This is a genomic window from Flavobacterium sp. DSP2-3-1, from assembly GCF_049896865.1.
Taxonomy (GTDB): Bacteria; Bacteroidota; Bacteroidia; order Flavobacteriales; family Flavobacteriaceae; genus Flavobacterium.
On record NZ_JAFCVD010000006.1, the window covers coordinates 232,312 to 255,585 of the forward strand.

The window sequence follows — 23,274 nt, forward strand, 5'->3', positions numbered from 1 at the left end:
TAATATTATCTATTCAAAAACATATTTGCTTCATTTGGGTTATTAAAAACCCAAAATGCCTCTGTTTTTGGTGTTGTTTTTGCTTCCCAACTGTTTTTCTCGAAGCCATAGGTTTCGGTTATTAAATTGTATTTTTTATTCCAAATCCGTTTTTTGAGCGTTTCAAAATAGGTGTTATTTTCAATTGCTTTTGGAAAATAATTTTTATTACCATCCTCATAAGCGAAAGCCCAAAGTTTATTTGTGGCAATTTTACCTTTATTCCATAGTGTAATTACAGCTCTACCTACTTCCTCGTGTCTTAAGTGTTTGGTGTATTCTCCAAAAGGACTATGAGTAATGATTAAATCAAAATGTTCATTGGGTAATAAATCCAATATTTTTTGCTCCACTTGTGCAGCATTTATAGGTTTTTGTTCAGGTTCGTCATCGAGATTGCCCATTGTACCTTGTGCATTAAGAATTTTAATAACCTTATAAAATTTTGCGGAACGATCTTCGTCATATTTTCGGCAAAGACTGGTAATAAAATATTGCCACTGGGGATTATTCAGTATAATTCCACCGGCCCAAAGGATTTCGTCATCAGGATGTGCGACTATTATGGCTACTGTTTTAGTTGCTTTACTTTTCATTTTCAAAATTGTTTGTGGCAACCTGAATAATTATATGGAGCAATGAGAAGCAAGAATTTAATTAGTAGGGCATTAAAGGCAGATTCGATTTTGCCTTGCACAGCCACAAATTAAATTTTTCCAGAAATCAAATGAATTATGTAATATTTAAATGTCGCTGCTTCTTGAATTCGAATCTAAATGTACTGATTTTCAGCAGTTAAAGCAATTTTTTTTAAATATAATAGCGGTTGACGCAAGCGCGACGCACTTTGGCCATCTTTAAAGTACTGATGATAATTTAACGTAATAAATACAGAGGCAATCCTAAAACGAGGGAATGTACTCATTTTAGGTTACGGGAAAATAGAAATCAAAAATACCCTAATGAATAAAGAATTAGTTGACTTTTTTATAAGAGGAACGAAAGATATTGTAAAACAATTGCGTGATGATTTTGAGAGAAGTTTAGTTTACTATATGATTTGTAAAACAAAAATTTACCGGAATGATTGAAATGAGAAGTAAACAATGATACCTAGTGTTGCTATTCCCGTAACTATAAATGTAGCACTGGCCCCAAACTGATACCAAATTAATCCAGCTAACGTACTTGCTAACATAGTGCAAATGCTTTGAAATCCTGAATAGGTTCCTATCGCGGTGGCTGTATCTTTTCTGTCTGAAATAGTAGTAATCCACGCTTTTGAAATCCCTTCAGTTGCAGCTGCGTAAACGCCATAAATAAAAAACAACGATGCTATTGCGTAAAAACTTGTGCTGAAAGCCATTCCAAAATACACCATTGCAAATAACGAAAGTCCGAAAACGAACATTTTTTTCAGTCCTATTTTGTCAGCGAAAATTCCTAATGGGAATGCACAAATTGCATAGACCAAGTTGTAAAAAATATAAACTCCAATTACTGCTGTGTCACTCAATCCTGCTTGTTTGGCTTTTAGTAGCAAAAAAATATCGGAGCTGTTAAATAATGTAAATAATAATAGTCCGATTACTAATTTCCGATATTGTGCTGAGCTTTTTTTCCAATAATTAAGAAAGGAGAAAAAGGGAATATGTCTTTTTTCTGTTGAATAGGATTTTGTTTTGTCTTTCAAAAAATAGGTTGCTCCAACTGCAAGTACTCCTGGAATAAAAGCAAGATAAAATAGGGTTTTGTAATCCTGTGGATAAAAATAAAGATACATTAGTGCTAATGCTGGTCCAAGAACTGCACCTAAAGTATCCATTGACCGATGAAAACCAAAAATTTTTCCTTTTGTTTCCGCTGTGGCTTCATCTGATAGAATAGCATCCCTTGCTCCAGTGCGAATTCCTTTTCCGAAACGATCTATCGTTCGTGCAATGAAAATCCATAGGGGAAAAGAAAAAACTGCCATCATTGGTTTTGACAATGCACTTAATGCATAACCGATTTGCACAAACGGTACACGTTTTCCTGAACTGTCAGATAATTTCCCAAAGTAGCCTTTGCTTAATCCTGCTAATGCTTCGGCAAAACCCTCTAAAACACCAATTAGAACAATAGAAAATCCGATTGTTTTTAAATAAATAGGCATTATTGGATAAAGCATTTCGCTAGCCATATCAGTAAACAAACTGACTAAAGATAGTATCCAGACGGTTCTTGTAATTCTTTTTATTTTCATCAGTCATCAATTGTTTTGTGAAATTAGATTAAAAATAATTTAAAATTTTTATCCGTAGTAAAATCAAATATAATTCATAATCGCTAATTTTATTGCAATAGCTTTTAAATAGTGGTGTGGAATTTCATGTTTTGGAACCTGATAATTGCGGCGTAATTTATGTTTTAAAAATTTTTAAAAGCGTAGTTATTTGTTTATTTCACGAACATCCCTTTCTCGTTACAATTATTTTTTATTTTATCCGATTTTTTTGGTTCGTATTTAAAATCAAGTCGTTGCATAAACAATCGCCGCGGAACCTATATTGACTATGGCACCCGCAAACACATCGCTGGCATAGTGAACACCCAAAAACATACGTGAATAACCAATGGCTCTAGCCTATAAAAATGAAAACACCAGTATTGACCATTTTGGAAAAGTGATACCTAATGAAGTTGCCGTAAAAAAATGCTTTTGAAGTATGATCTGACGGGAAAGATGCACTTGTAACATTTGTTACTTTTTCTAAAAAGGAATATTTTAAAAACAGCTTGATTCTGTTAGTGTTTAATTTCATGAAGGTATAGAAATCACAATATAAATGGATTTTTTTTGAACTACCTTTTCATTTCTAATCCAACTCAATAATAACAGACTGCCAAGTATAACAATGAAAATGGGAGAAACACTATGAGTTATAAAAGTAAAAAAAGGGTCAAATGATCTATTTCTATTAAGATTAATATCTCTCCCAAGATTTATGTTTACGCTTTAAGCATTTGCAATAGTTATGAAAAACAACAAATCGATTTAAGAAAGATTTTTAAACATTTTATTTTATAAAGTACGAATTGCAATCATTCAGGCAGTAAGTGCTTTAGTGATATTCAAAAAGTCTTCGCAAAGCAGAGTCCTAACTCTTTTCCATTGTAAAAAGGCGCGATAACTGATGTTGTATTATTTTTTTCCGATCTAAACAATTTCTTGTTTAGATATGGATTCATCCAATACGCAATTTTAGTGCTTAAAATTCCAATTCCTGCGCCAGTGGCAACATCTGTAAGCCAATGTTTATCGTTGATAATTCTAAATGCTCCCGTTCCTGTTGCAACAATATATCCTGATATTCCGTACCAAAAGGATTTGTCTTTGTACTCCTGCCATAAAAACTCAGCTCCTGCAAAAGCAGTTGCAGTGTGCCCTGATGGGAAAGAATTATTGTTACTCCCGTCGGGTCTTTCAACTTTGGTTAACGATTTTAAACCCAGAACCGTTGTAGACATAATGATGTAGGAAGTAGCCAATATTATAGAACGATCCCTTAAATTATTTTTTCCTTTTATTCCAGCTGCGTTTAATGCGTAAACTGAAAGTACCGGCGCATATTGCGAAAAATCATCAATAGTTGTCTTTCTGTCAATATCTTCTTTTACTTCCTCGTGGATTTCAGAATTATAACTTTTTAACTGGTCACTTTCAATTCCTATAAAACCATATCCTATTAGTACAGCCGGAATAATAAGTTTTTTGTAATTGAATTTAATATTTTTGGCAATCGCCGCTTTTGAAATAGTATCTGTTTTTACTTCTTGTGCAGTAAGAGATGCGAAACTAATTAATGAAAATAGAATGATTTTTAACATAGGTATTATTGTAAATAGTGTTCTGGTGTAGGCGAAATGCAAAGTGTCATTGCTTCCATACCCCGAAAGGTACTTGTCCCCGTAACATACAATCCAACAATAATTTGGTTAATAATGTTCCCAAAACGGTAAAAAATTAAATTAAACTTCATCAAATTGCCAAATAACAAAGACTATTCGTACTATTTAAGACACAATAAGAAAGCAAAGTGTAAAATAAAGTAATAAGGAAAATCTGCGTGACATTTTGATTTTTTTTAGCATAATGGTCTAAAAAATAATTTTGGAAACACATCGAAAAAATAAATAAAAATAGCACCCACAAAAGTTGTGGATGCTATAAAATTAAAACTAACTAGCTTTTTCTATTGAGATAAAATTTCCATTCTCATCAAATAATAAATCACTGCCTTTTATTTCAGCTTCATAAATTAAAGTTCCTTTTTCATTAATTATTTTTGCAGCTTCTTTTACTTTTTGATTTTTAAAATGCGTGTTAATGTAGTCTAAAGCATTTTTAGGTAGTGTACTGATTTGTATTTCTATCTCTGTTTCAACAATTTTCCCTTCCCCGTTGAATAAAACCGAATTATCTATTTTATTAACATCAAAACTGGCTTCATAATTGTTTTTTTCTTTATCCCATTTTACGCCGTAAGCATTGGGATATTTTTCGTGTAATGCCTCTTTAATAATTTTTGGCACTTCTTTTTCTTTAATTTTTTGTCCAAAAGAAACAAATGACATTATACTTAGAACGATAATTAAAAGTGACTTTTTCATTGCTATTGCATTTAAAATTAATACTATTCAAAGCTATAAACCAATTTTGAAGAAATATTGAATTTTTCACCAAATAGCTTTATCTGCGATATTACATTTAAAATATTTTATCGTCCTATTTATAAACCCCAAAAATTAGCTCGGTAGTGCATAATCTATATTTTTTGGCATTAAAAGTAAGTCTCCGGCTGTTTCCTTAAAGTAGTTGCACAAATTCTCATTACCTAAAATACAATCGCGATTTCCCGTAATTTTTTTTTATGTTAAAATTTATAATTGTAACCTAATCGAACCACTTGCGTTTCATAATAGTCAGTACTGTTATAATTAAAATTCAGACCTTGAATTTGTTTCCTGATTACTAATGTATTTAAAATGTCGGTTGCATTCAGGAAGAATTCTCCCTTGCCATTTTGGACTGATTTTTTAATACCTAAATCAATTGAAAATCTAGAGCTTATTTTGCCTTGCGGAATGATATCCGGTGCTAAATAAATTGCCGTTACTTGAGCATCTACTTTTTTAGATAAATGCAATGTATTGTTCCACTTTATATTTCCAGAGAAAATTTCTTGTTTCTCCGCTGAAAAAGTATTGGGTTTTGGATACTTATTTTCAACAGTAAAAGCATTGATTTGATTGTGATAGGCAATTAAATTAAAGTTGAATGAGTACCATTTTGCGATATCGAGCGAAAGAACCATTTCACTCCCTGTATTGAAGCTTTTATCTGCATTTTGGAAAATAGCATAGATTAAATTGCTGTCTGGGACCGTTGATGAAATTCGGGTGATAGTGGCATTTGCAAAACGGTGGTACGCTGCCGAATAGAAATATCCTTTTTTTAAGTTCATTTTATAACCCAGTTCCAATAAATTGGTGAACTGCGGCCGAAGGGCAGGATTCCCAACCTTGATGATTTCTGCATCATCGTATTTTGGAAATATTCTAATATCGACTTCATTTGGTCTGTCTACTCTACGATTGTAAAATAAAGATATTTTATTGTTGTCATTAATTTTGTATGCCAATCGCACATTTGGGAAAGGTTGGGTATAGCTGTAACCGTCGCTTTTATATGTATTATGATTGGGATTGACATTGTATTGCAAATCGACATATTCTACTCGCAAACCCAGTTCTGCCTCAATTTTATTGTTTTCAAAAATATAATTTCCATATACTGCCGGAATAATTTCTTTGTAAAATGCTTGTCCGCCAGCACCGCTATCTATTGGAGAATTTGCTCCGGGAAAGAACTGCATATTGGTTGGAATATCCCTTTTTCTGAATTTAAAACCGGTTTCAAATCTTCCGTATTTTAAGGGTTTGATATAATCAACATTGAAGTCGGCTACTTTCTCATCTGATAACAATTTGAAAGCATCTTTTCCGGTGTAGGTTGGCAGAATATTATCAAAAAAATATTTTTCATCTTCTCTGTGGAAAGTATAATTGAAACCAATATTTAACAAACGTCCTGCTTCTTTAAACTTGTGCTGGTATGCCGCAGTAGCCATAGCAGTAGTTTTTAATTCATCTTCCAAAAATTGCCACAATCGTAATCGTTTCGAATAATTTTCATTGAAAAAGGGCTGGTCTCCGTTATCAATGATTTTTTCGGTTCCAAACAGACCCGAAACAGTAAGTGAATTTCGGTCGTTAATATTCCAGTCAATTCCAGTTTTTAAAGTAGTGAAATGCGTATTCCGATTTCTTTTGGATTGTTGATTAATAATAGTTCCATCAGTGTAGGTTCGCGTTACAAACTCATTTTTATTGAGCGTTTCAGTATAAAGATAATCACCCTGAAAAAAAGCATTAATTTTATTTTTACGATAATTAAGTGAAAGTGTCGGATTAATTTTTGGTGTTAATGAGTATTGCGGACGAATAGTTGGTAAATTTTCCTTTCTTTCCCACAGCGCACCCAATCCAGAGGTAAAACCCACTTTCCCGTTAAATCCCTCTTTTTTATTTTTCTTGTAAATAATATTGATAATTCCAGCGTTTCCGTTGGCATCGTATTTCGCAGAAGGATTGTTGATGATCTCAATTTTTTCTATCGCAGATGCGGGTATATTATCTAAGCCCGATTGATTTCCAAATCCTGTTAATGCGGTTTGTTTCCCATCAATTAATACTGTGACTTTATCATTGCCTCTAATTTGTACTTTCCCGTCTTGCACGGAAACACCGGGCAAATTTTGCATTGTTTGCAAAACAGAACCACCACTCTGACTGATATTATCTGCCACAGAGAAGGTTTTCTTATCCATTTTCTGATTGATAAGTTCTGTCTTTGAAACGACAACTACTTCATTTAAAATAGTAGCATCTTCTTCTAATTCAATGCTTCCCTCATCTAGAAATTCTGATAATGAACCTACATAAATAGCTTGGTTTTTTGCCTTGTATCCAATAAATGTAAACTCTAGAAAGTAATTTCCGGGAACAACATTCGAAAATGAAAACCTTCCCTCTTCGTTAGTAACAGTTCCAGCAAGCAAAACGTTGTCTTTTGTGTTTTTCAAAAGGACATTTACAAATGCTAAAGTCTCTTTTGAGGTTTTATCTTTTGTAATTCCCGATATTGTGATGCCTTTGCTTTGTCCGAATGAATTTGAAATTGATAATATTAGAAATGAAAGTAACAGTATTATTTTTTTTTGCATTGTCTTGATTTTTATTCTTTATTTAAAATTTAAACAACAAAATTGCGATCGGAGTTTGAAGAAATATTGAATTTTAGAATCGAATTTCAAAAATGTGTAATTTATCTTTGTAACTGTAAATAATTTCCCAATTGTTGTTCTCTACAATTTTATTAATTATTGATAAGCCCAAACCGTTCCCTTTCGAGGATGGATTTACTTTGGAAAAACGTTCAAACAATTTATCTGTTACGAGTGACTTTGATATTCCTGTATTGGAAAAAACTAAAGAATTCTCACGCAATACAACATTTATGGTTCCATTAGCAGCATTATGATTAATTGCATTCAGAAACAAATTACTGATCAAGATTTCAGACAAAAACATGTTCGTTTGAACGAATGTATCCGCTTCTAAATCTGTGTTGATACTTATATTTTTTGATAATGCCTGTTCGTTAAAAAAATCTAATTGATTTGTGATAACCTTATTAAAAAGAACCTTTTCAGGAATGTTATAGTGCTTGCTTTCTATTTTTGATAAAAGCAAAAGGTTTTTATTCAATCGGTTGAGCCTTGTCGTTGTATCATTTAATTTGTCCAGTATATCAAATTGTTCTTCCGTTACATCGTCTCTTTGCATTAATGTTTCCAATTTTCCTTTAAAAATAGCAATTGGTGTTTGCAGTTCATGAGCCGCGTTCTCAATAAATTCTTTTTGGCTTTTATAAATGCGTGTGTTTCTTTCAATTAATTTATTTATTGCCAGATTGAGTCGATTGAATTCCTCAATAGAATTTTCAGCTAATTTTGGATTGGAACTTTTGTCAATTTCAAATTTCTCTATTTGTTCGAGAGTGTCATAAAATGGTTTCCAAAGCGTGATAGACAATTTTCTGGTAATGATGAATAAACCAATCAGAAGAATTAAAATAATGATGGTAAACACCATTAAAATACTGATAATAAAATCCTTATTGTCAACTAGGTTTATTCTGGCAGTAAAAAGGTAGGGCTTATTATTAATTGTAACTGGAGCATTGAGCACCCGATAGGGTTCGTTTTCTTTATCCAAATTATTATAAGAACTATGGCTAAATAGCGTGTCTCCAGAAATTATTTTTTGAACTTTGACTATTTTTATATCCCTATTCCACTTATTCCAAACAGCAACATCCTTGTCTTTTAACTGCGGCGCAAACAACAGCTCAAATTCTTCTTTTTGAAGTAGTAAAGCTTCATCTGTTTCATGTAGATACAGTAATTGAGTTATATAAAAAAATAATGGCGCTGCTGAAAGCATCACTATTAAAGAAAATAAAACATAGTATTTTAGAGTAGTATGTAATAATTTTTTATTCATTGTTCCATTTGTAACCAATTCCGTAAACTGATTTTATGTAATCATTGCTTCCGGCATCGTTTAGTTTTTTTTTCAAATTCTTGATGTGGGCATAAACAAAATCATGATTGTCCAGCATATCCGCCATGTCACCCGACAGGTGTTCAGCTATGGCACTTTTAGACAAAACCTTGTTTTTATTCCCAATTAGAAACAACAACAAATCAATTTCTTTTTTGGTACATTCAATTTTCTTATCTCCAATTTTAACCGATTTTGCTAAAGTATCAATTTCAATTTCATTAAATTCAATTTTATTATTTCCGTCGAATTTTTTACGTCTTACCAAAGCCTGGATTCTTACCAACAGCTCTGACAGATGAAAGGGTTTTGTCAAATAATCATCTGCTCCAAGATTGAATCCCTCGATTTTGGTCTCTAACGTTTCTTTTGCCGAAATTATAATAATTCCCTCTGATTTATTTAGACTTTTCAATTCCTTTAAAATCGAAAACCCATCACCATCAGGAAGCATTAGATCGACTAAAATGCAATCATAATCATAGATAGTTATTTTGTCCAGCGCCGTTTGGTAGGTGCTTGCGGTTTCACAATGAATATCATTAGCTTTTAAATAACTTTTTATGCTGCTGGCAATATCAATTTCGTCTTCAATGATTAAAATTTTCATACTGCAAAGTAATGATTCAAATTTGAATGAAAATTGAATTTCGAAATTAAATTATTATTGTGTAATTGACATCTGCATCAATAAATTTAACAACTGAATTTATAGCTGTTGATAGTGAGAATTTTCTATTCAAAAAGATTGATAAGCGACAAATTCCTAATTTAATTATGCGAAGTCAGTTTAATAAAAGAAGACAAAAATTGTTTTTATTCTCAGAAGAAGTAAGAACCAAATTAGCTGACGGTTTTTAGAATTTAAAAATTATTATATTGTCGAAAATATGCCGTTGTAAATTTGCAAATTTGTTCGTCATGGGAAAATTAAAATCTGTAAAAATGAGTTTGAAACTGTACCTTCAAAAGAATTTTGTGCTTCTCAAAAGAACAGATTTTACGGATATAAACTGCATGGAGTTTTTTCAGTAAAGGGATTTTTTCATTTCTTTAATAGTACAAAAGCAGCCGTTCATGATGTCTATTTTAAAAAAAAAATAAAACAACAAATGTCTGAATGTCTGTTGCTTGGAGTCAGAGGTCACTAGTCTCAAAGCATTCCATTAGATTTGTTTCAAACGGTAAATATCAAATGAGAAACTCCCAACAGAAAAAATAAAAATGACTATAAACCGCACTCTCATATTTTTACAAAATCACGGAAAAGAATCGAAACATTGTTTTCGCAATTACGTAACCAATTCAGAATTAGAATCAATTATTTTAAACTTTTGAAGGTTATAAAACAAGAATTTCAGCAAAAATAACAGCATTAAAATTGGTGAAATATATCACTAAATTTATTTTTGATCGACCAATAAATAATATCAAAAATCAAATCATTCGATCACACCTAACGAGTTATTAATATTTCAATTCCTGTCTCTGTACCCGTACCACTCAAAAAAATAGTTTGAAAATAAAAAACTGAAAAAAGAAAGCAAGTAGTATTAGGCTTATGGATGTCCAGAGCTATAAGTTTCGAAAGGTTACCAGTGCAACATAGCCATTATGCGCTCGCAGCATCCATGAGACATGACCTTAGCTTGCTTTTAGTCCGTTTTATATTAAAACTGTATTTAAAATCGTATCATTTTTCACAAAATAAAATCTGATATTAAGAAATATCAGATTGAGGCAATTGATTGAGCAATAGTTGCATCCCTACCATTAGTATGTACCGGACTGATAATATTTTTCTTTAAAAGAATATTTTTTTCAGAGGATAAAACAGATGGTTAACTGGTTTTGGATAATAACTTGGTCTTGTTTAGCAATTGTAGCGTACGTTCATCCGGTATGCTGTTAAAATATTTTTCCAAAACCTTAGCAAATACTGGGTTGGCATTTTTTATTGTCGCAAATAATGTCATGCAGGAGCGTAATTTTAAATCGTCTGGAGTTCCAAATATTTCTGAAGCTGTTTTTCCCTCAAGTTGAAGTACAACTAAAGAAATTTCAATCAGGTGTTGTCCCAAAACAGGATGTTGTAAATACTCAATAGCTTCATTCCAATCTTTTATACCATAAAAATGTGCGGTTTCACTGGAACCCAATCCTTTTAATTGGGGAAAGATGTACCACATCCAATGAGTGTTTTTTTTGCCTTTTTTTAGTTCTGAAAGTGCTTTCAGGTACACTTGATTTTGTGCTTCCAAGAAACGGATTAATTCGGTGTTGGTAGTCATTTGTTTATTTTGTTTGCCATTGGAAAATCGAATACCTAAGATACTTCATTATGTATGCCTCATCCAAGGTGTTTATTAAAAATTTGTGAGTGTAGTTTCAACATCTACTTGAAAATAAATTGATCTGCGAAGAAGATTGTACAGGAATTTAAGACTTAGTCGGAACCTGCGAGTTTCGCCAAAACATACTGATGCTATAACTACCTGATGTAAATATTTAGATGCAATTGAAATGAATTATGATGCATCCTCGGATAGTTTAAAACGGACTTTGCCGGGATATTTCTCAGCATAAGCAAGGATTAAATCCACACTGTATTGGTTGCTTTTGTATGAAGTAACATGATCTTTTATTTCAGAGGGATCGTTAAAACCAATATCCGATGCAATATATCCCATGCCATAAAAGTGACCGTTTTCAATCCAAATGCAACTGCGTTCTTCAGCAGTCCGGCCTTTGTCTATAATGGCAAAGCTTGGCCTGTTTTTGACTAAAAAATCAATGGCATTTTCGACTTGCTCGTTGTGTAGTTCGACTTCGGGTAAATTGTCCCGGTCTGGTTTTGGGATAAATTCTCCGTGGTCGTCCATGCCGTAATTACAAAATCGGTTATCAATGCCAAATTGTTCGGATAAGCTTCGCAATACATTGATGCCTTTATACAAACTATTGAAAGACTCTATGCAGGCCTGAAATTTGCCTAACTTTCCAATAGCCAGGTATCGATAACCGCTGCGGGCTTCATATTCATACAGCCCATACTTAGGGTCAAAACGTTTGAGTGCCCTGTTGTAGGTAGGCCACAGTTTCTTAATTTCAGTACATTCCAGCAACAGCGCCATTAATTCGGTAGCACAGACTTCAAAGGAAATACTGTGTATTTCTCTCAGGAAATTTTGCCTTTGTGGCGTGATATTATGGCCACTGAAATGGGAGGCTACCCGTTTCTTTAAGTTAATTGCCTTTCCTACGTAAATGACTTTCCTTGTCTGATCATAAAAATAATACACACCTACTTTTTCAGGTAACTGCTCAAAGTCAGCAGGCGGTAGGTTAGGAGGTAAGCGCTGGTCTTGAGCAGTTTTTTTTATCATTTTTTCGATTACTCCTTCAATGTCCCATTCCAGCAGACGGGAAAATAATATGGCTGTGGCATCCGCATCACCGCCGGCACGGTGTTGGTTTATCAAAGGGATGTCTAAGGATTGGCAAAGCCTTCCCAAGCTGTACGAAGCCAATCCTGACTTAATCTTTCTTGCTGCGCGAACGGTGCACAATTTTGGCGCGGTCCATTTGAATCCGCTTGCTTCGAGTTGGTGCCGAACAAACGAATAATCAAAGTTGACATTATGGGCAACGAAAATGCGTCCGGTAAGCATTTCTAAAACCTTTTCGGAAATAGTATCAAAAATAGGTGCATCCCGAACCATTTCATTGTTAATGCCGGTTAGCGAAAAAATGGCAAGCGGTATTTCTTTTTCTGGGTTGACGAGTGTTTCCCAGCGGTCGATTACGCTGGTTCCGTTATGAATAACAATGGCAATTTCTGTAATGCGACTGTTACTGGCATTACCGCCTGTGGTTTCTATATCTACTATTGCGTATTCCTGTTTTTTCATTTGGTATATAACGTGAATTGTATTGTTATTCTTGTGTAAAAGATTAAAGCAATTATATTTCTTCCTAAAAAGGTCAAACCGACTCTTTTTTTGCACCCACCTCCATTTTATGCCTCGGCAGATTAATCTCATGTTCCTGTGGATACGGTGCCCGATGGGTCATGCTGACATCTTCCCGAATTTGTTCATGAACTTTATATTGCCTATCAGAAGTGTTGGAATACCGCGGATCGGGGAGGAACGGCATTTTTGCCATTTTGGTAACCGTGATCGTGGGAAAATGATAGTCTACCTCCACAGTTCCTAAAAGCAAATAACAGCCACCGCCTTGGAACGGATATTTTTCCAGACTTTTTGTAAAATGTGCCGTATCGAAATATTCGCCCTCTATATCTACCCAAGTTCCAAAATACATGGTTCCCATTTTGGTAGGAACGTGCTTTCTGGAAATGAGATACGCGAGCATCTTTACCGTTTTTTTATGGTGACTCAATAAGTCTTTTGCCATTACATCCCCCCGATATTTGGTCTGCAACAAATCGAAAGGAGTACAGGAAACCGGAAAACTCAGCAGTTCGATTTCATCAAAAGCATCTTCAAAAGGGGAGCGTTCGAGTATAGGGAGTTCATATTCTTTGATTGGTTCCTGAAGCAGCATCAAGTTTCTATTTTCGGGTTTGAAATTGACTAAGATCAGTCTGGCAATCACCAGCAATTGGTTTTTTGTTTTTCCGGTAAAGCGGAAGGCTGCGATAAAAATCAAAATTTGTATGCCTTCAATACCGATGGGAATGCGGTTGATGAAATCTTCCAATGATTTGAATTCGCCTTGTTCCTCCCGTTCTTTAACAATACCATGCGCTACTTTACTTTCCAAACCTTCCAGAAGCATGAAACCCAAATAAACGTCGATGCCATATACCGTAGTTTCATACTCGCTCTTGTTTACACAAGGATTCTGAATGGTTGCACCCGACATTTTGGCTTCATGTACGTACACTTCGGTACGATAAAAACCACCCTGATTATTGATCACGGCAACCATGAATTCAATAGGGTAGTAGACTTTTAAATACAAGCTTTGGTAACTCTCGACAGCATAAGAGGCAGAGTGCGCTTTACAGAACGAGTAGCCGGCAAAGGATTCAATTTGTCGGTATATTTCTTCACTCAACTTAAGCGGATGTCCTTTTTGCGCACAGCAGGCAAAGTAATTGTCTTTGACTTTTTGCAAAGCATCTTTGGAGCGTCCTTTTCCACTCATGGCCCGACGCAGAATATCTCCATCAGCTGCCGGAAGTCCTGCATAATGTAAGGCAATTTTTATTACGTCTTCCTGATAGACCATCACCCCATAAGTTTCGCCTAACTGTTCTTTAAAAACGTCATGAAAATATTCAAACTTATCGGGATGGTTGTGCCTGAAAATATATTCTTTCATCATACCGGATTGGGCCACACCCGGGCGGATAATGGAGGAGGCTGCTACCAGAGTTTTGTAGTTATCGCATTTCAGACGGCGCAATAAGCCGCGCATGGCCGGGCTTTCGATATAAAAGCATCCAATAGTTTTTCCATGGCTTAAAAAGTGATTGGCTTTAACCTCATTTTTTGATATAGCAGTATCCCGGATATCGACTTTAATTCCCTGATTTTTTTCAATCAATTTCACACTGTCATCGATGTGACCAATTCCGCGCTGACTCAGGATGTCAAATTTTTCAAAGCCGATGTCTTCGGCAATGTGCATGTCGAACAATACGATTGGAAACCCTTTTGGAGGCATTTCCAAAGGCGTATAATTGGTAATGGGTTCTTCTGAGATCAATATGCCACATGAGTGCATGCTGCGTTGATTGGGGTATTTTTCGAGCAACATCCCGTATTCCTGTACTAACTTTACTATTGGGTTTTTATCATGTAACGCCATTGGGTTTTTAGCCAATGCATCCAATTCTTCTTTGGGCAAACCAAAAACTTTACCCACTTCCCTGAAGATAGAGCGGTATTTAAATTCCACATTGGTTCCGCAGAAAGCAACGTGATCCGCACCGTAAGTATCAAAAATGTATCGGAGAATGGTATCGCGTTCTTTCCAGGACCAGTCAATGTCAAAATCAGGTGGACTTTTGCGGTTCACATTGAGGAAACGCTCAAAATACAAATCCAGTTCAATAGGGCAGATGTCCGTGATGCCTAAGCAATAACTCACGATACTGTTGGCGCCGCTGCCCCGACCGATATGCAAAAAGCCCTGACTCATGCTGTATCTAATGATGTCCCACGTGATCAGGAAATAGCCACTGAATGCAAGCTGATCAATCACCTTTAATTCTTTTTCCACTCTTGCTGTTGCCTGCAAATTATTGGCACCGTATTTTTTGATTAATCCTTCGTGAGCCAACTTCGTCAAAAGCTGCATGTCGCTTTCCCTGCTTTCGGAATAGTACTTTTTGTTTTTGGGTGTTTTGAAGTCGAATTCAAAATGACATTGATCCATCAACTTTTGCGTGTTTTCGATAATTTGCGGATACTCCTCAAATTTCGAAAGCAGTTCCTCCACAGGAATCATTACTTCAGATGTTTTGCAATAATCGTCCAAAGTCAATTTGGACAAGATCACATTGGTATCGATAGCTCGAAGAATTTTATGCAGATTGAATTCTCTTTTGGTACGGAAAGTGACGGATTGTAAAACCACCATTTTGTCAAGCAAAGCTTTCCATTCCGGTAAAAATAATTTGGGAAGCTGATCCGGAGCAATGCCTATATATTCATGATCTTTTAGTTCTGCTGGCTTATTTTCAAAAGGATAAATAATGCAGACGGAATTAAAGGAAGGAGCAGTCAAAGGCAAAGAAATACCCTCAAAATTATGTTTGGTCAGAAAGCGGTTCATTTCGGCGAGCCCATCGGCATTTTTAGCCAAACCGATATAACGCAGTTGATGGTTGTAGCGAAATTCGATACCCACTATTGGTTTTATCCCAAGCTCGTGGCATGCTTTTGTAAAATCATAGATACCGGTAACCGTATTAATATCCGTTAATGCCATTGTCTTAACACCACAACCAACCGCCTGCTGTATGAGATCCAACAGCGGAATAGTGCCGTAGCGCAGCGAATGAAAAGAATGACAGTTGAGGTACATGAGTTATATTTTGCGTTTTAAAATCTCGGATTTGTTATTGGGTTTAAATGTTGCGCCGGCACAACGCATTACGGCATCAAAGCCATACCGGCTTTTCATTTTGTCCATGGCTTGATACAACGACAGCATTTCTTCGGTGTCCTCAAATAAATTGATTTGATAGGTTCCACGAACGAGTCCACTGAAACGAATTCCGATTAATCGCAGTCGCATTCGACGCTGGTAAACTTTATCAAATAAATCGGTAACGGATTTAGTCAGCATGTGATCGGCTGAGGTATAGGGGACTTTGCATTGTTTGGTTTCAGTATCAAAATTGGAATACCGTATTTTAATGACCACAGTGGAAGTCAGCCATTCTTCGGAGCGCAACTGAAAGGCCAGTTTTTCGACCATTCCAATCAGTATTGATTTTAGTTTTGGAATGTCAATGGTATCCTGACTAAAAGTATGTTCCGTTGAAATGGATTTCCGTTCGGTATACGGTTCCACTGGATTGGTATCGATGCCATTGGCTTTCTTCCAAATGTCGATGCCATTTTTACCGATCATTCGTTGTAAAACTTCGGCAGGCATTTCTGAAAGCGTCTGAATGGTACGGATTCCAATTCGGGATAACAGCTGAAAAGTAACATCGCCCACCATTGGTATTTTTTGAATCGAAAGCGGATTTAAGAAAGACCGTACTTTATTTTCGGGTATTTCTAAGTTTCCTTTGGGTTTGGCTTCACCTGTACCAATTTTTGAAACGGTTTTGTTTATCGATAAAGCAAAGCTTATTGGTAATCCTGTTTCTCTGGTAACGGATTGTGCCAGTTCGTTGGTCCATTTGTAACCCCCATAAAATTTATCCATTCCAGTAATATCAAGGTAAAATTCATCGATGCTTGCCTTTTCTACAATAGGTGCTTTTAGTTGGATCACTTCGGTTACGTCATGCGATAATTTGGAGTACAATTCCATATCACCTTTCATCACTTTTGCCTGAGGGCAGAGGCGGAGTGCCATTTTAATAGGCATGGCGGAACGCACTCCGAAGGTACGGGCTTCATACGAACAAGAAGCCACTACGCCACGATCCCCGCCACCAATAATTAAAGGGATTCCTTCCAGTTTTGAATTTCCCAGTCTTTCGCAGGACACAAAAAAAGTATCCAAATCCATGTGTACAATTGCTCTTTCCATCTTCTTTTCGTTTTTTATACTTTACAAAATTAGTACAGATAATAACAAATTTACCTATATTTGTTGTTACAAATTATAACAAAATACCTATGTCTTTATTTTCCGACAACATCAGGAACCTTAGGGTGCAACAAAAGATTTCACAAGAAAAGCTGGCTGAATCGTTAGCAATAACCAGGGGCAGGTATGTCAAATATGAAGACGGAACCTCGGAAGCCCCGTATGAAATACTGAAGAAAATAGCGCATTACTATCACATCAGCATTGACCTATTGCTATCTGTGGATGTGAGGAAAATTCCTTTGGACAATTTGTTGAAACTTGAGGATAATAGAATATTATTGCCTATTACAGTGGATTCAGCCGGAGATAATTTTATTGAAGTCGTTACGCAAAAAGTAAAAGCCGGGTATTTGAATGGGTATGCCGATCCGGAATATATTGAAAGTCTGCAACAGATTTCATTGCCATTTTTGGGCTCGGGCAAGCACAGGGGTTTTCCGGTGGAAGGAGATTCGATGCCACCACATGCAGATGGTTCCATAATCGTTGGGCGGTATATTGAAAAGTTAGGAGACGTCAATGATGGTAAGACCTATATACTGATCACCAAAAATGAAGGTATGGTATACAAGCGATTGAATAAAAACAAAAAGAATATACTGTTTGTGGAATCAGACAATAGTTTTTATCCGGTTTATGAAGTCAAGGTTTCCGACATTCTTGAAATTTGGGAATACGTGTGCAACATTGGACTCACAGATAAAAAACAGGAATTAACGGAAACGGCAAGTGTGACCGACATGTTTTTGGAGTTGAAAAGAGAGATTAAAGATTTGAAATTAGGTATTAATAAACAAACGATACAATAAAAAAATTATTCTACAAATGACAAAAATGCACTTTATGAACTGGACAGCAAAATTGAGAAAGCATAGAAACGAAAGTAGAATTGCAGTTTACTTTGAAAAAAAAGGCTGATTTAATCGAACGTACCTGCCTGCCGGCAGGCAGGCAGGCAGGTAAAACAAATAGAGGGAGCGAGATGGAGTCAGCAAAAAACAGTGTGGCACATTCCGGATACAACTGAAAACAGAGAACGCTTTAAAATAGAACCTTTGGCAAATTCGCTGCTATGCTTAAAGGAATAATAAAGTCGAAAAATTTAAGCAATGGCTTCGTTCTAAGCGTTACAGTGAAAGTACCATTGGTAACTGTAATGAAGCTTTGAAATCGTTCTTGATCTTCTATTGAGAAAAAGCCGTTGCTGAAATCAATGATGAAGATGTTATAATCTCAACGATGATTTTATACTCTCAAAAATTCTCTATGACTCATACCAGAATCAAATTGTTCACCTCGTTGGATAAAAAAATTGAACTTATGTATTATTATGTCTATGTTTTGCTTAGTGAGAAAGACAATCAATTTTACACTGGCTATACTTCTGATTTAAAATATAGGCTTAATGAATATCAATCAAGTAAAGTTCAGTCTACAAAATATAGATTGCCTATAAAATTAATTTATTTTGAAGAATGTTTAAATCAACAAGATGCTACGTGAAGAGAGAAATATTTAAAATCCGGGAATGGGAAAATATATCTTAAAAATAGATTGCAACTATTTTTTTATCTTACGGGGTCAATGCTATAAAACTTTTTTTTATGACAGTAAGAGAAACCAAAATTGAAATAGATAAAATACACCGACCAAAACGAGCTAAACTTTTGCCCAATGTATTAAGCAAAGAAGAAATAAAATTGATATTAAACGCTCATAGTAACATCAAACATAAAATAATGCTTTCATTGATTTATAGTTGTGGCCTGCGTTGAGGGGAATTATTGGCTCTCCAGCCCGTTCACATAGATTCGATGCGGAATATTGTATTGCTTAAAAATTCAAAAGGCAAAAAAGACAGGATAGTCCCATTGAGTCCAAAAATTTTAGAAATGCTACGGGAGTATTATAAAGTATTTAAACCCACAACGTATTTATTTGAAGGACAAATCAAAGGAAAGCCCTATGATGATAGAAGCTTACAACAAGTTTTAAAACAAGCCATACAAAAATCAGGAATCAGAAAACCCGTTACTTTGCACTGGTTACGCCACAGTTATGCTACTCATTTACTTGAAAGCGGAACCGATTTGAGATACATTCAAGAATTATTGGGACACAATAGCAGCAAAACGACCGAAATATATACCCACGTAAGTATAAAAAGTATCCAACAAATAAAAAGTTCTTTTGATGATTTGTAATAAAAATATTATTTATACATTTGATGAAAATACGCTACTCCGTAGCGACTATACATCCTAAATTGGGTAGATTGTCGCTACTTTGTAGCGAGTATATACAAGTTGGCGGTCAGTTGAAACCGAACTTACGTAGAAAAATACTTGAATTCTAAAATATCTAAATGAACGCAACTAAGTTTTCAATTGAAATTAATGAAATGCATTGGCTATTTAAAGAAGACATTAATGCCGATTTGTGTGCACACGGAAATGTGAAAGTTATAATTGGAGACGAACTAATTGCGGGAATTAAAGAAGATGAAGATTGGACAATAAGCGCAACTGCTTTATTTTTATTGAGAACTTTAGAAAGAAATCACACAAAAGAAAACCAAGTTGGAGAACACTTAATCCCCTGTTGTGGTCATTTTTTAGTTTTTACAGAAGATACGAAAGAAGTTTATGTTGGAGGTTGTCCAAGTGGAATTGATTGGGAAGTTATTCACGAAAATGGATGTGTAAAACTCAGAACCGAAAGTGGGAAAGAAACTTTAATAAATTTTGATTTTTATAAATCTGAAGTCTTGAAATTTGTAGATAAAGTAGAACATTTTTATATAGAAAGTGGAGAAAAAACAATCCCTGAAGATGAATTTGAACGAAATGGATATTTAGAATTTTGGAAAGAATGGAAAATTAAAAGAAGTAAGTGGGTATAAACAACCGAACCGCCAACACACGCTACAAGCAATTTGGGGATTTGGCTTAATGGAAAAATTGGTTTGTATTTGGAAGATTTGGCAAATCCGAAAAATAACGCTGATTTAATCCCAAACTGCTTGTAGCGCGAGAACGTTATGCCTCATGCTAAAAGAAAACAATAACCATGGATAAAATTAAACAATTAGAATCAAAATTAGAAGAAACTAGAAATAGTTTGTCGACAGACAGATTAGACATGTCTTTTGGAGAAATCATGAGTATGTATGAACGTTCAGAAATAATTATTGATCCAGATTTTCAAAGATTATTTCGCTGGGACACTTACCAAAAAACAAGGTTTGTTGAATCAATTTTAATTGGAATTCCAGTGCCTCCCATTTTTGTAGCAGAAGATGAATTAGGTAGATGGGAACTTGTAGATGGATTACAAAGAATATCAACTATATTTTCTTTCTTTGGTATCTTGAGATCTCTTCCAGACAAAAATAATTGGATAATGACTAAAGGTGATATTGCTGTAGATTTAGAAAATTTAGCATGTAAAGATCTACCTTTAAAATTTCAGTTAAATATTAAGAGAGCTTCTTGTAGAGTTGAAATAATAAAGTGGAATAGTGCATTTGACATGCGCTACGAACTCTTTAATAGACTTAACACTGGTGGTTCAGAACTTACCGACCAAGAAATACGAAATGCTATTTTTAGAGGCGTCAGTAAAGATTTTAATAGTTTTCTCAGACGATGTGCTGAAATGCCCGAATTTATATCTATAATTCAACCAACGGAAAGACAGCTAGATCAATTATATATGGACGAACTTGTTTTAAGATTTTGTTCACTTTTTGACTATAAGGAGGAATTATCAGATAACATTTCACAACACATGACAGCATACATGAAAATTGCTGTTTCAAAACCAGAAAATATTCCAACACTAGAAAAAGCTTTTATAGAGAGTTTAAGTATACTTTCACCAATCGGAAAAGAAGTGTTTAGAGGTTCAAATAATGTTTTTTCCACTAGTTTATTTGATTGTGTTACTATTGGAATATCAAAGTATCTTAATCGTTACAAAGAAGAACGAACAGATGTAATCATAGAAAAAATTAATGAATTAAAAGCTTCTGAAAATTTCAAGAAAGCATCTGGTTCAGCATCTGCAAGTAAAAGTAGAATAATGAAGAGAATAGCGGTTGCTGACGAAATATTTGGTAAATAAACCATGGTAACATTTATAGATGAGATATTGGCTGATATTGATTGGAGGGTATCGCAACTTGCAACTCTAAAAAGTATACCTATTAGATATAGTTTTAGTCCTGAGCATAAAGAATTACAAATAAAATACAGTGTTCCTGGAATTTATGCAATTTGGGAAGGTTTTGTGAAAAGTAGTTTTATTATTTACTCTAATCATTTAAACACGTTGTCGATTGGACGTTCGGAAATTGCAATGCCATTACTGACACACCAATTAGACAGCGAATGTGATTTTAATAGTCCGAGAATAAACTTTGACTCAAAACAAAGAATGGTTCTTTTATTAGATTCTCTTTTAACTGAAATTGTTGTAATAAAACCAAATGTACCAACAGAATCAAACGTAAATTTTAAAGTCTTAAATAAAATCTTAGAACGCTTTTGCATAGACAAAGTCTCAGAAGGATATGAACAAAAACTTAACAAACTATTACTATTTCGCAACAAAATAGCTCATGGTGAAAATTCAATTTCAGTTAACATGACACATGTTACAGAATTTATAGCGACAGTTGAAAATTTAATGTTGGATATTGCAATTAATATTGAACAAAACGAAAGAGAAGGTACTTACAAAAAATAAAGCACGAGGGCATAACAGCTGTTTTGAGCTAGCTGGAATTTAGTGGAATTATTGTTTCGCATCAAGTTTTCGTTAAGCCGAAAATTGAGCGGTTACGAACTTCCAGCCATCTCAAAGCAGCAAAACGTTGGGCGAAATTGGCGAGTCCTACCCGTTATTTGCACAATGAATTTTCGGGATATTTTTTGGATTTAAAAGGGAAAGGAATTTCGCTTCAAGTCTTTCGATTAGAATCGTATAAAGTTCACTTTCAAACGTTTGACAACGTAAAGACTTGGCTAAGTTATCTAAAAAAAATGACAAAGTCAAGACCTTTTTTTTTGAAAACTTTAAATCCTAAAAAAATAGAGCCCAAAAACCCTATTATTGACTTCGCCTAGCAGGCTTGCTAAGCGCAATAAATAATAGTTTCATTAAAATAATTGAATTGAAAAATATTGGAGTAGTACCGCCAACTCCATTACTGAAAAATCAGTAACTTCCCCCAACAGGCCGCTTGGCGAAAGAAAAAAAGGCCAAATCTTGACACCGTCAAGGCCTTTTTTCCCTTCGCCAAGCGGCCGGTACGTTATAGCCAATGGTGGGACGATCGTAACAATAAAGAAGCATGGGACTGACAGATATAAAAAAAGAACTAAAAAAACTCGACAAGGACAAACTAATTGACCTTATTGCTGACCTGTATAAAAATAACAAGTCCGTTAAAGAGTTTTTCGACTTTTATGTAAATCCAAACGAAAGAGAACTTTTTGAGAAATACCGTGACAAAATTTTTGAAGCGTTATATCCAAAGCGTGGTAACAACTACAAACTCAAAGACGGAAAACAAGCAATCAGCGACTTCAAAAAAATGGGAACTTCGGCTGATTTACTCGCTGACCTAATGCTTTTTTACGTGGAAACTGGAGTGAAATTTACAAATGACTATGGCGACATAAACGAGCCGTTTTACAAGAGTTTGGCGTCCACTTTCTTCGACAGTTTAACCTTAATGGACAAAGAAAATCTTTTGGCGAAATTTGAAGACCGAGTTGATAAAGTTGTTGACGACACAGGCGGAATTGGCTGGGGCTTTCACGACTATTTAGTGGAAGTTTGGGTTTCCTTCTATCCAACTGAAGACGAACAATATTTTGAAGACGAACAAAACGAAACAGAATAAAAAGAAAAAATAATTAAACATGGTGGACAATGACTAAAAGAACCACTGGCTATAACAGCTAGTAAGCAATAGTCGGGAATTAGGCTAAAATGAAAATGGTTTTGTACTTGGAAATAGTGTGATAATCCGAATAATTTGCTTTATTTAGCCCGACCATCGCCTACTAGCGGGACGTTACAAGCAACCGTTGCAAAACCAACAACAGAATTACATCAATGAAAATGACATATACTATTATCGGATTTATTTTAATAGGTGGACTTTTTTTCTACTTAACAAGTTGC

The 23,274-nt window shown here is 34.8% G+C and carries 20 protein-coding genes and 1 pseudogene; 9 read left to right on the plus strand and 12 right to left on the minus strand.

From position 1 onward, the window contains the following. Positions 1 to 5: 5 nt before the first annotated feature. The 8 genes from ACP7AT_RS09060 to ACP7AT_RS09095 form a co-directional block, all read right to left on the minus strand. On the minus strand, positions 6 to 635 hold the full coding sequence (locus ACP7AT_RS09060; protein ID WP_426064012.1) for a PIG-L family deacetylase: 630 nt from the start codon (positions 633 to 635) through the stop codon (positions 6 to 8). 479 nt (positions 636 to 1,114) lie between these two features. Beyond that, positions 1,115 to 2,284, minus strand: a complete 1,170-nt coding sequence (locus tag ACP7AT_RS09065; protein WP_426064013.1) for an MFS transporter — start codon at positions 2,282 to 2,284, stop codon at positions 1,115 to 1,117. Between the two features lie 267 nt (positions 2,285 to 2,551). Beyond that, complete coding sequence (locus ACP7AT_RS09070; protein ID WP_426064041.1) at positions 2,552 to 2,656, minus strand: phosphatase PAP2 family protein; 105 nt, start codon at positions 2,654 to 2,656, stop codon at positions 2,552 to 2,554. Positions 2,657 to 3,153: 497 nt separating this feature from the next. Continuing rightward, positions 3,154 to 3,909 (minus strand): phosphatase PAP2 family protein, encoded by a 756-nt coding sequence (locus tag ACP7AT_RS09075; RefSeq protein WP_426064014.1) that lies wholly within the window; start codon positions 3,907 to 3,909, stop codon positions 3,154 to 3,156. Between the two features lie 351 nt (positions 3,910 to 4,260). Next, positions 4,261 to 4,692, minus strand: coding sequence for a PepSY-like domain-containing protein (locus ACP7AT_RS09080; RefSeq protein WP_426064015.1), 432 nt, complete (start codon positions 4,690 to 4,692; stop codon positions 4,261 to 4,263). 263 nt (positions 4,693 to 4,955) lie between these two features. Then, positions 4,956 to 7,367, minus strand: coding sequence for an outer membrane beta-barrel protein (locus ACP7AT_RS09085; protein WP_426064016.1), 2,412 nt, complete (start codon positions 7,365 to 7,367; stop codon positions 4,956 to 4,958). Positions 7,368 to 7,440: 73 nt separating this feature from the next. Further along, complete coding sequence (locus ACP7AT_RS09090) at positions 7,441 to 8,709, minus strand: sensor histidine kinase (protein WP_426064017.1); 1,269 nt, start codon at positions 8,707 to 8,709, stop codon at positions 7,441 to 7,443. Continuing rightward, positions 8,702 to 9,379, minus strand: a complete 678-nt coding sequence (locus ACP7AT_RS09095; protein ID WP_426064018.1) for a response regulator transcription factor — start codon at positions 9,377 to 9,379, stop codon at positions 8,702 to 8,704. The genes ACP7AT_RS09090 and ACP7AT_RS09095 overlap by 8 nt, the downstream gene beginning before the upstream one ends. Before the next feature lie 86 nt (positions 9,380 to 9,465). Between ACP7AT_RS09095 and ACP7AT_RS09100 the strand changes: the two are divergent. Next, positions 9,466 to 10,240, plus strand: a pseudogene (locus ACP7AT_RS09100) (IS982 family transposase); the annotation flags it as partial. A gap of 370 nt (positions 10,241 to 10,610) precedes the next feature. Here ACP7AT_RS09100 and ACP7AT_RS09105 read toward each other — a convergent pair. The 4 genes from ACP7AT_RS09105 to dinB form a co-directional block, all read right to left on the minus strand. Further along, entirely contained in the window at positions 10,611 to 11,060 is a 450-nt protein-coding gene (locus tag ACP7AT_RS09105; protein WP_426064019.1) for a DUF1810 domain-containing protein, read from the minus strand. Between the two features lie 237 nt (positions 11,061 to 11,297). Further along, positions 11,298 to 12,680 (minus strand): exonuclease domain-containing protein, encoded by a 1,383-nt coding sequence (locus tag ACP7AT_RS09110; protein WP_426064020.1) that lies wholly within the window; start codon positions 12,678 to 12,680, stop codon positions 11,298 to 11,300. Positions 12,681 to 12,753: 73 nt separating this feature from the next. Then, a complete protein-coding gene (locus ACP7AT_RS09115; protein ID WP_426064021.1) occupies positions 12,754 to 15,831 on the minus strand; it encodes a DNA polymerase III subunit alpha in 3,078 nt (1,025 codons plus the stop codon). 3 nt (positions 15,832 to 15,834) lie between these two features. Beyond that, positions 15,835 to 17,016, minus strand: a complete 1,182-nt coding sequence (dinB, locus tag ACP7AT_RS09120) for a DNA polymerase IV (RefSeq protein WP_426064022.1) — start codon at positions 17,014 to 17,016, stop codon at positions 15,835 to 15,837. 89 nt (positions 17,017 to 17,105) lie between these two features. Here dinB and ACP7AT_RS09125 point away from each other — a divergent pair, with 89 nt between their 5' ends. The 8 genes from ACP7AT_RS09125 to ACP7AT_RS09160 all read left to right on the plus strand — a co-directional run bounded on the left by ACP7AT_RS09125 (position 17,106) and on the right by ACP7AT_RS09160 (position 22,990). Further along, complete coding sequence (locus tag ACP7AT_RS09125; protein ID WP_426064023.1) at positions 17,106 to 17,888, plus strand: XRE family transcriptional regulator; 783 nt, start codon at positions 17,106 to 17,108, stop codon at positions 17,886 to 17,888. Between the two features lie 457 nt (positions 17,889 to 18,345). Continuing rightward, positions 18,346 to 18,582, plus strand: coding sequence for a GIY-YIG nuclease family protein (locus ACP7AT_RS09130; RefSeq protein WP_426064024.1), 237 nt, complete (start codon positions 18,346 to 18,348; stop codon positions 18,580 to 18,582). 101 nt (positions 18,583 to 18,683) lie between these two features. Beyond that, positions 18,684 to 18,854: a hypothetical protein gene (locus ACP7AT_RS09135; protein WP_426064025.1), complete on the plus strand. Its 171-nt coding sequence runs from the start codon at positions 18,684 to 18,686 to the stop codon at positions 18,852 to 18,854. A 9-nt stretch (positions 18,855 to 18,863) separates the two neighbouring features. Further along, positions 18,864 to 19,283, plus strand: a complete 420-nt coding sequence (locus tag ACP7AT_RS09140) for a tyrosine-type recombinase/integrase (RefSeq protein ID WP_426064026.1) — start codon at positions 18,864 to 18,866, stop codon at positions 19,281 to 19,283. Between the two features lie 161 nt (positions 19,284 to 19,444). Continuing rightward, positions 19,445 to 19,981, plus strand: a complete 537-nt coding sequence (locus tag ACP7AT_RS09145) for a hypothetical protein (RefSeq protein ID WP_426064027.1) — start codon at positions 19,445 to 19,447, stop codon at positions 19,979 to 19,981. A gap of 167 nt (positions 19,982 to 20,148) precedes the next feature. After that, on the plus strand, positions 20,149 to 21,204 hold the full coding sequence (locus ACP7AT_RS09150; RefSeq protein WP_426064028.1) for a DUF262 domain-containing protein: 1,056 nt from the start codon (positions 20,149 to 20,151) through the stop codon (positions 21,202 to 21,204). 3 nt (positions 21,205 to 21,207) lie between these two features. Further along, the gene (locus tag ACP7AT_RS09155) at positions 21,208 to 21,828 is read left to right on the plus strand and encodes an MAE_28990/MAE_18760 family HEPN-like nuclease (RefSeq protein WP_426064029.1); all 621 of its coding nucleotides are present in this window, start codon (positions 21,208 to 21,210) and stop codon (positions 21,826 to 21,828) included. 607 nt (positions 21,829 to 22,435) lie between these two features. Continuing rightward, positions 22,436 to 22,990, plus strand: a complete 555-nt coding sequence (locus ACP7AT_RS09160; protein ID WP_426064030.1) for a DUF6155 family protein — start codon at positions 22,436 to 22,438, stop codon at positions 22,988 to 22,990. Positions 22,991 to 23,274: the final 284 nt, after the last annotated feature.

Bases quoted from the DNA above. Each gene is read 5' to 3' on its own strand.
- ACP7AT_RS09150 (WP_426064028.1), top strand. From the start codon at position 20,149: ATGGATAAAATTAAACAATTAGAATCAAAATTAGAAGAAACTAGAAAT.
- ACP7AT_RS09155 (WP_426064029.1), top strand. From the start codon at position 21,208: ATGGTAACATTTATAGATGAGATATTGGCTGATATTGATTGGAGGGTA.
- ACP7AT_RS09090 (WP_426064017.1), bottom strand. From the start codon at position 8,709: ATGAATAAAAAATTATTACATACTACTCTAAAATACTATGTTTTATTT.
- ACP7AT_RS09125 (WP_426064023.1), top strand. From the start codon at position 17,106: ATGTCTTTATTTTCCGACAACATCAGGAACCTTAGGGTGCAACAAAAG.
- ACP7AT_RS09085 (WP_426064016.1), bottom strand. From the start codon at position 7,367: ATGCAAAAAAAAATAATACTGTTACTTTCATTTCTAATATTATCAATT.
- ACP7AT_RS09060 (WP_426064012.1), bottom strand. From the start codon at position 635: ATGAAAAGTAAAGCAACTAAAACAGTAGCCATAATAGTCGCACATCCT.
- ACP7AT_RS09095 (WP_426064018.1), bottom strand. From the start codon at position 9,379: ATGAAAATTTTAATCATTGAAGACGAAATTGATATTGCCAGCAGCATA.
- ACP7AT_RS09145 (WP_426064027.1), top strand. From the start codon at position 19,445: ATGAACGCAACTAAGTTTTCAATTGAAATTAATGAAATGCATTGGCTA.
- ACP7AT_RS09115 (WP_426064021.1), bottom strand. From the start codon at position 15,831: ATGTACCTCAACTGTCATTCTTTTCATTCGCTGCGCTACGGCACTATT.
- ACP7AT_RS09105 (WP_426064019.1), bottom strand. From the start codon at position 11,060: ATGACTACCAACACCGAATTAATCCGTTTCTTGGAAGCACAAAATCAA.
- ACP7AT_RS09065 (WP_426064013.1), bottom strand. From the start codon at position 2,284: ATGAAAATAAAAAGAATTACAAGAACCGTCTGGATACTATCTTTAGTC.
- ACP7AT_RS09110 (WP_426064020.1), bottom strand. From the start codon at position 12,680: ATGAAAAAACAGGAATACGCAATAGTAGATATAGAAACCACAGGCGGT.
- ACP7AT_RS09135 (WP_426064025.1), top strand. From the start codon at position 18,684: ATGACAGTAAGAGAAACCAAAATTGAAATAGATAAAATACACCGACCA.
- ACP7AT_RS09075 (WP_426064014.1), bottom strand. From the start codon at position 3,909: ATGTTAAAAATCATTCTATTTTCATTAATTAGTTTCGCATCTCTTACT.
- ACP7AT_RS09080 (WP_426064015.1), bottom strand. From the start codon at position 4,692: ATGAAAAAGTCACTTTTAATTATCGTTCTAAGTATAATGTCATTTGTT.
- ACP7AT_RS09160 (WP_426064030.1), top strand. From the start codon at position 22,436: ATGGGACTGACAGATATAAAAAAAGAACTAAAAAAACTCGACAAGGAC.
- ACP7AT_RS09130 (WP_426064024.1), top strand. From the start codon at position 18,346: ATGACTCATACCAGAATCAAATTGTTCACCTCGTTGGATAAAAAAATT.
- dinB (WP_426064022.1), bottom strand. From the start codon at position 17,016: ATGGAAAGAGCAATTGTACACATGGATTTGGATACTTTTTTTGTGTCC.